Annotated in this window: 10 protein-coding genes; 4 read left to right on the forward strand and 6 right to left on the reverse strand. The window is 73.5% G+C overall.

Annotated features, from left to right (window positions below):
* The 4 genes from arcD to arcC form a co-directional block, all read left to right on the forward strand.
* Positions 1-1400 (forward strand): arginine-ornithine antiporter (gene arcD / locus ECOMGDLI_RS22625; RefSeq protein WP_143447854.1); only part of this gene is annotated, 1400 nt, incomplete at its 5' end.
* 18 nt (positions 1401-1418) lie between these two features.
* Positions 1419-2744, forward strand: a complete 1326-nt coding sequence (locus tag ECOMGDLI_RS22630; protein ID WP_088319120.1) for an arginine deiminase — start codon at positions 1419-1421, stop codon at positions 2742-2744.
* A 28-nt stretch (positions 2745-2772) separates the two neighbouring features.
* Complete coding sequence (locus tag ECOMGDLI_RS22635; protein ID WP_088319121.1) at positions 2773-3777, forward strand: ornithine carbamoyltransferase; 1005 nt, start codon at positions 2773-2775, stop codon at positions 3775-3777.
* Between the two features lie 5 nt (positions 3778-3782).
* Entirely contained in the window at positions 3783-4691 is a 909-nt protein-coding gene (gene arcC, locus ECOMGDLI_RS22640; protein WP_088319122.1) for a carbamate kinase, read from the forward strand.
* 22 nt (positions 4692-4713) lie between these two features.
* Here the strand turns inward: arcC and ECOMGDLI_RS22645 are convergent, their stop codons facing one another.
* From ECOMGDLI_RS22645 to ECOMGDLI_RS22670, 6 genes are all read right to left on the reverse strand, one after another.
* The gene (locus ECOMGDLI_RS22645) at positions 4714-5223 is read right to left on the reverse strand and encodes a hypothetical protein (RefSeq protein ID WP_088319123.1); all 510 of its coding nucleotides are present in this window, start codon (positions 5221-5223) and stop codon (positions 4714-4716) included.
* Between the two features lie 6 nt (positions 5224-5229).
* Positions 5230-5850 (reverse strand): YdeI family protein, encoded by a 621-nt coding sequence (locus ECOMGDLI_RS22650; protein WP_088319124.1) that lies wholly within the window; start codon positions 5848-5850, stop codon positions 5230-5232.
* A 123-nt stretch (positions 5851-5973) separates the two neighbouring features.
* Entirely contained in the window at positions 5974-6468 is a 495-nt protein-coding gene (locus tag ECOMGDLI_RS22655) for a hypothetical protein (RefSeq protein WP_088319125.1), read from the reverse strand.
* A gap of 62 nt (positions 6469-6530) precedes the next feature.
* Positions 6531-7229, reverse strand: a complete 699-nt coding sequence (locus tag ECOMGDLI_RS22660) for a cytochrome c biogenesis CcdA family protein (RefSeq protein ID WP_088319126.1) — start codon at positions 7227-7229, stop codon at positions 6531-6533.
* Positions 7226-7867 (reverse strand): redoxin family protein, encoded by a 642-nt coding sequence (locus ECOMGDLI_RS22665; RefSeq protein WP_158221105.1) that lies wholly within the window; start codon positions 7865-7867, stop codon positions 7226-7228. Before ECOMGDLI_RS22665 ends, ECOMGDLI_RS22660 begins: the two co-directional genes overlap by 4 nt.
* A partial coding sequence (locus ECOMGDLI_RS22670) for a molybdopterin-dependent oxidoreductase (RefSeq protein ID WP_143447856.1) occupies positions 7864-8932 on the reverse strand: 1069 nt, incomplete at its 5' end. The genes ECOMGDLI_RS22670 and ECOMGDLI_RS22665, both read right to left, overlap by 4 nt.

Below are 8932 nucleotides of genomic sequence, written 5' to 3' on the forward strand. Positions count from 1 at the left end.
CCGCACTCGTCGTGGGCTCCATGATCGGCAGCGGCATCTTCGCCCTGCCCTCCCAGATGGCGGGCAGCGCCGCGCCCGGGCCGCTGCTCCTCGGCTGGCTCGTCACGGGTGTCGGCATGCTCATGCTGGCCTTCGTCTTCCAGTCGCTCGCGCAGCGCAAGCCCGAGGTCGACGGCGGTGTCTACGGCTACGCCCGCGCCGGGTTCGGGAACTACATCGGTTTCAGCTCGGCGTGGGGGTACTGGGTGTCGGCCTGGGTCGGCAACGTCGCCTACCTGGTGCTGCTCTTCTCCACCCTGGGCTACTTCTTCCCGACGTTCGAGGGCGGCACGACCGTGACGGCGATCGTCGGGGCGTCGGTCGTGCTGTGGGTCGTCCACGCGATGGTGCTGCGCGGCGTCCGCACCGCGGCGTTCGTCAACACCGTCGTGACGATCGCCAAGATCGTCCCGATCCTGACGTTCATCGCCGTCGCGGCCGTCGGCTTCAAGGCCGGCCTCTTCAGCGCCGACGTCTGGGGCCGGAGCACCGAGATCGACGGCGCCTCCCTCGGCAGCACCCTCGACCAGGTCAAGAACATGATGCTCGTGACCGTCTGGGTGTTCATCGGCATCGAGGGCGCGGCGGTCTACTCGCAGCGTGCCGTGGACCGCAAGGACGTCGGCCGGGCGACCGTGCTGGGCTTCGCGGGCGTCCTGGTCCTGCTGCTCGCGGTGAACCTGCTGTCCTACGGGCTCATGACCCAGGCCGCGGTCGCCGGGCTCGACGACCCGTCGATGGCGGGGCTGCTCGAGAACGAGGTGGGCAGCTGGGGGGCCGGCTTCATCTCCGTCGGCCTGGTCGTCTCCCTCCTGGGCGCGCTCATCGCCTGGGTGATGCTGTGCGTCGAGATCCTCCGGCTGCCGGCCCTGGAGCACGTGATGCCCGAGGCGCTGGCCCACGAGAACGCGCACGGGGCGCCGTCCTACGCCCTCTGGCTCACCAACGGCTGCGTGCAGCTGCTGCTCGTCTGGACGCTCTTCAACCAGAGCACGTACACCAACCTCGTCTACCTCGCGACGTCTCTCATCCTGCTGCCGTACCTGTGGTCCGCGGGGTACCAGGTCCTGCTGGCGGCCCGGGGCGAGACCTACGAGCACGGCGGCGGCCGGGTGCGTGACCTGACCACGGGCCTCGTCGCCCTGGTGTACGCGGGCTGGCTCGTCTACGCCGGCGGCTGGCAGTACCTGCTCGTCGCCGCGCTCTTCTACCTCGTCGGCACGGCCGGCTTCGTCTGGGCCCGCCGCGAGAGCGGGCTGCCCGTCTTCACCCGGCCCGAGCTCGGGGCGGTGGCCGTCGTGGCGCTCGCCTCGGTGGTCGCCGTCGCGATGCTCGCCACCGGCAACCTGTCCGTGCTCTGAGCGACGGGAGCCGCCACCATGAACGACACCGTCACCGCCACCGTCCCGGCCGCCGTCCCCGACACCATCGCTGCGGGCGGCCGTCCGGACCTCGTCCGCGAGCCGCAGGTGGGGGTGTGGTCCGAGGCGGGCCGGCTGCGCCGGGTGCTCGTCTGCGCGCCGGGCCTGGCCCACCAGCGGCTGACCCCGGAGAACTGCGACGAGCTGCTCTTCGACGACGTGATCTGGGTGCACCAGGCCAGGACCGACCACTTCGACTTCGTGGCGAAGATGGAGGAACGCGGCGTGGAGGTGCTCGACCTCAGCGACCTGCTGGCCGACGTCCTCGACCAGCCGGAGGCGCGCACCTGGGTGCTGGACCGCAAGATCACCGACGGTCTCATCGGCGTCGGCCTCACCGGCGAGGTGCGGGCCTGGCTCGAGGACCTGCCGAGCGCCCGGCTCGCGGAGCTGCTCATCGGCGGGGTGGCCTACCAGGACGTCCCCGAGGAGGTCGGCGGGGCGTTCCTGGCGGCGTTCAGCGAGCTGGACCCCGCCGGGTTCGTCATCCGACCGCTGCCGAACACCCAGTTCATGCGGGACAACACGTCGTGGATCTTCCGGGGCGTCACGTTGAACCCCATGTACTGGCCGGCCCGCCGCCAGGAGACGCTGCTGTCGACCGCCGTCTACCGCTTCCACCCGGCGTTCGCCGGCGAGGAGTACGCCGTCTGGCTCGGCGACCTCGACGGCCGCCCCGGGGACCAGGGCATGGCCACCCTCGAGGGCGGCGACGTCATGCCGGTGGGCCGCGGCGTCGTCGTCATCGGCATGGGTGAGCGCTCCTCGCACCAGGCCATCACCCAGGTGGCGCGCAACCTGTTCGCCGCCGGCGCGGCGGAGCGGGTGATCGTCGCGAGCCTGCCCCGGGTGCGGGCGGCGATGCACCTGGACACCGTCTTCACCTTCGCCGACCACGACCTCGTGACGGCGTACCCGCCCGTCGTCGACGGCATCGTGCCCTTCAGCCTCCGCCCGGGCGACGGCCCGTCGGGCCTGGACGTCCGACGTGAGCCGAAGGGCCTCGTCGAGACGATCGGGGAGGCCGTCGGGGTGGACCTGCGGGTCGTCACGACCGCCGGGGACATCTACGGCATCCGGCGCGAGCAGTGGGACGACGGCAACAACGTCGTCGCGCTCGGGCCGGGGGTCGTCATCGGCTACGACCGCAACATCCTCACGAACACCGCGCTGCGCAAGGCCGGCGTCGAGGTCGTCACCATCACCGCCAGCGAGCTCGGCCGCGGCCGGGGCGGCGGCCGGTGCATGACCTGCCCGATCCTGCGCGACCCGCTCTACGTCTGAGACGTCACCGACAACCAGAGGAACCGTCGTGCCGTTCAACAACCGCAACCGAAACCTGCTCTCCCTGGTCCACCACTCCGAGCGCGACCTGCACTACCTGCTGGACCTCGCGCGTGACCTCAAGCGCGCGAAGTACTCCGGCACCGAGCGGCGCAGCCTCGCGGGCAAGAACATCGCCCTGATCTTCGAGAAGACCTCCACCCGCACGCGCTGCGCGTTCGAGGTGGCGGCCTTCGACGAGGGCGCCCACGTCACGTACATCGACCCGACGTCCTCGCAGATCGGGCACAAGGAGTCGATGAAGGACACCGCACGGGTGCTCGGGCGGATGTACGACGCCATCGAGTACCGCGGCGCCGGCCAGGAGATCGTCGAGGTCCTCGCGGAGTACGCCGGAGTCCCGGTCTTCAACGGGCTCACCGACGAGTTCCACCCGACGCAGATGCTCGCCGACGTCCTCACGATGACCGAGCACACGAGCAAGCCGCTGCACGAGATCGCCTACGCCTTCGTCGGCGACGGCCGCAACAACGTCGCGAACTCGCTGCTCCTCGTCGGCGCCAAGCTCGGCATGGACGTGCGGATCGGGGCGCCGAAGGCGTTGTGGCCCGGCGAGGAGCACGTCGCGATGTGCCGCGAGTTCGCCGCCGCGTCCGGTGCCCGGATGCTCGTCACCGAGGACCCCGTCGAGGCCGTGCTCGGCGTGGACTTCATCCACACCGACGTCTGGGTGTCGATGGGCGAGCCGATCGAGACGTGGGGCGAGCGGATCGACCTGCTGCTGCCGTACCAGGTCGGCAAGGAGCTCATGGCCGCCGCCGGCAACCCGCGCGTGCGGTTCATGCACTGCCTGCCGGCCTTCCACAACGCCGAGACCACGGTGGGCGCCCGGATCGCGGCGCAGTACCCGGAGCTGGCCGGTGGCGTCGAGGTGACCGAGGAGGTCTTCGAGAGCCCGGCCAACATCGCCTTCGAGCAGGCCGAGAACCGCATGCACACGATCAAGGCGGTCCTCGTGGCCGCGCTGGCGTAACGGCCGTGCGCATCGTCGTCGCGCTCGGCGGCAACGCGCTGCTGCGGCGCGGCCAGCCTCTGACCGCGGAGAACCAGCGGACCAACATCCGGGTGGCGGCGGAGAAGATCGCGCTCGTCGCACCGGGCAACGAGCTCGTCGTGGCGCACGGCAACGGCCCGCAGGTCGGGCTCCTGGCTCTGCAGGCGGCGGCGTACGCCGACGTCGCGCCGTACCCGCTCGACGTCCTCGGCGCGCAGACCGAGGCGATGATCGGCTACGTCATCGAGCAGGAGCTGGGCAACCTGCTGCCCGTCGAGCAGCCCTTCGCGACCCTGCTCACGATGATCGAGGTCGACCGGGACGACCCGGCGTTCCTGCACCCCACCAAGCCGATCGGCCCGGTCTACGACCGCCCGACGGCCGAGCGGCTCGCGGCGGACAAGGGCTGGACCGTCGCCGCGGACGGCGACGGGTTCCGTCGCGTCGTCGCGAGCCCGAGGCCGAGACGGATCTTCGAGATCCGCCCGATCCGCAGCCTCCTGGAGCAGGGCACGATCGTCATCTGCGCCGGCGGTGGCGGCATCCCGACGATGTACGACGAGCACCGCAAGCTGCACGGCGTCGAGGCGGTCATCGACAAGGACCTGGCCTCGGCGCTGCTCGCCCAGGAGCTCGAGGCCGACCTGCTGGTCATCGCCACCGACGTGGACGGCGTCTACACCGGCTGGGGGACGCCGCAGCAGCAACGGCTCGGCACGGTGACGCCCGACGAACTGGAGCGCCTCGACCTGCCCGCCGGCTCGATGGGACCCAAGGTCGAGGCGGCCTGCGGCTTCGTGCGCGCGACCGGGCACGACGCCGTGATCGGTGCGCTCGCCGACATCGCGGACATCATCGGCGGGACGGCGGGGACGCGCGTCACGAGCGGGTGAGGGCGTCCGCTCCGGAGACCGGTTACTTCCTCCGGAGCTCGCGCCGGGCGACGGCGTGGTCGAGCCCGACGGCGACGATCTTGCCCTCCCAGAGGGCGACCTCGACCGGCAGACCGACCAGGTCGGGGTCGGCGGCGAAGACGCGCCCCCCGCCGTCGAACGAGACGTGGACGGTGCGCTCGTCGATGCGCCGGCCGACCAGCCGGCCGCGCTGCACCGTCACCGGTCGCTCGATCCTGCGCAGGTACCACCGGTGGATCGCGGCACCGACCGCGACCGGGACGCCGACCAGGGCGACCGTCAGGGCCAGCAGCCCCGGTGAGCCGTCGAGACCGCCGGCGGCTGCGAGGGCGCCGAGGTCGGCCACCCCGATGCCCACGAAGATCCCGCCGGCGACCCGCCCTTCGAGCAGCATGCGTCGGCGCTGCACCGGGTGCAGCCGGCCCTCGCGGTTCTCCTCGAGGACGGCCTCCGTGGTCCCCGGGACGATCGCGAGCAGCGCGGCGTGCGCGGCCGGGACGGACATCGGCATCGGTGATCAGGGCCCTGTCTGCCGGGGCGGGTGCGTGGGCCTGGCCTTCTGCGGATGGATCGTCTCGTGCCGCGCCAGCATCGCGACGAGCTCGCCGATCTTCCGCGCGCGCGTCTCGGGTCGCTTGGGGGCGTTGACCCGGTAGATGAGGGAGAAGCGGTTGGTGCTGGTGAGCACGTCGAACATGGCCTGGGCGTCCGGGTCGGCGGCGATCGCGGCGGCGAGGTCCGCGGGGACCTCGGCCTCCGACGGGGGAGCGTAGGCGGCGGCCCACCGGCCGTCCGCCTTCGCGGCGTCGACGGCGGCACGGCCCGCGGGCAGCATGCGCCCCTGCGCCTCCAGCCGGGCCACGTGGGTGACGTTGCGCTGCGACCAGCCGCTGCGTGCGGTGCGCGGGGTGAACCGCCTCCACGAGATGTCCTGGTCGCCGGCGCGGCCCTGCCCGTCGATCCAGCCGAAGCACAGGCCCTCGTCGACCGCCTGCTGCCAGGTCAGCGTCGTGACGCTGCCACCCTTCCTGCCCAGGGCCAGCCAGACACCCGGCGACGTGGAGTGGTTGCCCAGCAGCCATTCCCGCAGCGCCTCGGCGTCCGCGACGATCAGCTCGTCCAGCTCGGTTCCGGCCACGGCAGGAGACTAGTCGGACGGGCGCCGGCGGACCGGGCCTGCGGACCGGGCCTGCGGGCCGGTGCCTCGGGGCGCAGCCCGGGCCGGCCCGCCCCGGGGGCGGGCCGACCCGAGCGTGCGACGTCAGGCGATGTCGACGCCGCAGGTCTCCTTGACGGCTCCGACGAGCCGGGAGGCGGCGGCCTCGGCCCCTGCCTTGGCGTCGTCGAGCTTCGCCATCGCCTCGTCGACGTCGGTGCCGTCCGCCTTGTGGCTCTCGACCATCTCGTCGAGCACGAGCCTGGCGACGACGACGTCGATGTCCGCCATGAGCTCGGGGGTGGCGGCGTCGGGCCTGAGCGCCTTCACCTTCTGCCCGAGGGCCGCGAAGTCCTTGGCCGCCCCGGCGGGGTCCATGGCCATGGCGTCCCCCGACGCCTTGGACAGCGACCCCAGTGCTGTCGCCGAGGCGCAGAACTTGTCCTTGTGGTCGGCGGCCATCGCGGCAGCCTCGTCGGCCGACGCGGACGCCACGGACGACGTCGGGGCGGCCGGCTGGGCGGTGTCGGAGGTGCCGCCGCAAGCGGTGAGGACGGTCGCGAGCGCCGCCGCAGCGGTGAGGGTCAGGGCTGCCTTCATGGTTCTGATGGTCCTTCCGGGTCGTGGTGCGTCGTGCGGCGGCGGAGCGAGGCGCTCCGCCGTCATCCGCCCACCGGTGCGAGGCCGGCCCATCCGGGGCGGCCGTCGGCGAGCAGGAGTCCGAGGAGGACGAGCAGACCGCCCGCGACGCGCTGCGCCACGAGGGCGCCGCGTCCGAGCCGGCGGGCGAGGCCCGGCAGGGTGCCCACGAGCGGTCCCGCGGCCAGGCAGAGCACGAGGAACGGGACCGACAGCCCGGCGCTGTAGACGGCGAGCAGCCCGGCGCCGTCGAGCGGGTCGCCTCCGGCGCCGGCGGTGACCAGGGCCGCGCCGAGCAGCGGGCCCACGCACGGCGTCCAGGTGCCGGCGAACGCCGTCCCCAGCGCGAACGGCCGCAACCACCTGCCGCGGCCGGCGCCGGTCCAGGGCAGGAGGCGCAGCGTCGGCCACCAGGAGAGGCCCCGGGGGCGCAGGACGACGGCCAGCCCGACGGCGACGAGGACGGCGGCCGCGACCCGGGTGAGCACGACCTGGGAGCCGGGGATCGCGCCGAGCGCACCGGCTGCGGTCCCGAGCGCGACGAAGACCAGGGAGAAGCCGCCCACGAACGCCAGCCCGGCGCCGAGCACGGCTGCGCGCCCGCCGCGGGCGGCGGCGTCCAGGACGACGGTGACGTACGCCGGGAGCAGAGGCAGCACACACGGGGCCGCGACGGTCGACACGCCTGCACCGAACAGCGCCACGTAGGCGTACCCGCTCATGGCGTCACGGCGCGCGGGGCGTCGGCGCCGATCCCGAGCAGGGCGCGGATCGCGTCCTCCGTCGTGTCGTAACCGCCCTCACCGATCTTCACGACCCGGCGCCTGCCGTCCCGGTCGTGGAGGTAGAACTGCGGCCAGTACCGGTTGCCGAAGTCCCGCCAGACGGTCCCGTCCGGGTCGAGCGCGACCGGGTACCCCAGGCCGTTCTCCTCGACGTAGGCGCGAACGGCGTCGGGATCCGCCTCGTAGCCGAACTCGGGGGTGTGCACCGCCACGACGACCAGCCCGTCCGCCGCGTAGCGCGCGTGCCACGCCTTGACGTAGGGCTGGACGTTGCGGCAGTTGACGCACCCGAAGGTCCAGAACTCGTAGAGCACGACCCGGCCACGCAGGTCGGCCGGCGTGAGGGGAGCGGTGTTGAGCCACCCCTGCGCCCGGACCGCGGGAGCGGGCGCGCCCACCGGCAGGGTGCCCGCGAGGTCGGCGGGGTCGGCCGCCGCGCCGGGCGCCGGCCGCGCGCCGTCCGTGCCGGTCAGGGTGGAGACCGCGTCCGCTCCCGACCGTTGCGCCACCACCACCGAGCCGCCTCCGGCGACGGCGAGCAGGAGCGCCAGGGCGAGGGTCCGTCGGGCGGTCACGAGGCTGCCCGGATCGTGACCTCGCGGCGGTGCAGCCCGGTGGCGCCGCTGGGTGCCGGCTCGTGCGGGGCGGCGACCTGGGGGTCGCCGGTGCCGTCGATCGCGCGGACGGCGAGGGTGTGGGTGCCGGCGGTGGCGTCCCAGGTCCAGCGCCACTGCGCCCAGGTGTTCGCGGAGGCGACGGCGCCGACGTCCGCCCGCTCCCACGGGCCGTCGTCCACCTGGACCTCCACGGCCCTGATGCCGCGCGTCGGTGCCCAGGCGACGCCGGCGACGACGACCCGACCGGGTGTCAGGACGTCCCCGGCGCGGGGCACGTCGATCCTCGACTGGGTCTTGATCGGCCCTTCCTTGGACCAGCCGCGCGGGATCCAGTAGCCGTCGGCGTCGTCCCAGCCGGTCAGCTCGATCCGGCTCAGCCACTTGACCGCGGACACGTAGCCGTAGAGACCGGCGACGACGATCCGGGCCGGGTACCCGTGCTCGGCGGGCAGCGGCTCGCCGTTCATGCCGACCGCCACCAGCGCCGGACGGCCGTCGAGGGCGAGCGCGGTCGGGAAACCTGCGGTGAAGCCGTCCAGCGAGTGCCCGAGGATCTGGCTGCCGCCCGGCCGGACGCCGGCCCGGTCCAGCAGCGTGGACAGCGGCACGCCCTGCCACAGCGCGTTGCCGACGAGGTCGCCGCCGACCTCGTTCGAGACGCACGACAGCGTGACCGGCTCGGCCGCCGTGGCCAGCTCGAGGAGGTCGCCGTAGGTCAGCGTCACCGGTCGGTCCACCGCGCCGTCGACCGTCAGGCGCCACTGCCGTGCGTCCGGGTGGGGGACGAGCAGTGCGGTGTCGATCCGGTAGAACCGGTCGACCGGCGTGACGTACGGGGACAGGCCGGGGACGGCGAGCGGCTCGGTCGACGGGACGGCGGTGCCGGAGACCGTCACCGGCAGGTCCACGGCGAGCGGCGCCGGGGTCCGGGTGCGCCGGACGAGGACGGCGGAACCGGCAGCGGCCGCACCGAGCGCCGCCGCGGCGGCGGCGGCCACGACGACCGGGCGCCGCCCGGTCGTC

The organism is Kineosporia sp. R_H_3, assembly GCF_002198675.1.
Taxonomy (GTDB): domain Bacteria; phylum Actinomycetota; class Actinomycetes; order Actinomycetales; family Kineosporiaceae; genus R-H-3.

Bases quoted from the DNA above. Each gene is read 5' to 3' on its own strand.
- ECOMGDLI_RS22660 (WP_088319126.1), bottom strand. From the start codon at position 7,229: ATGAGCGGGTACGCCTACGTGGCGCTGTTCGGTGCAGGCGTGTCGACC.
- ECOMGDLI_RS22655 (WP_088319125.1), bottom strand. From the start codon at position 6,468: ATGAAGGCAGCCCTGACCCTCACCGCTGCGGCGGCGCTCGCGACCGTC.
- ECOMGDLI_RS22630 (WP_088319120.1), top strand. From the start codon at position 1,419: ATGAACGACACCGTCACCGCCACCGTCCCGGCCGCCGTCCCCGACACC.
- ECOMGDLI_RS22645 (WP_088319123.1), bottom strand. From the start codon at position 5,223: ATGCCGATGTCCGTCCCGGCCGCGCACGCCGCGCTGCTCGCGATCGTC.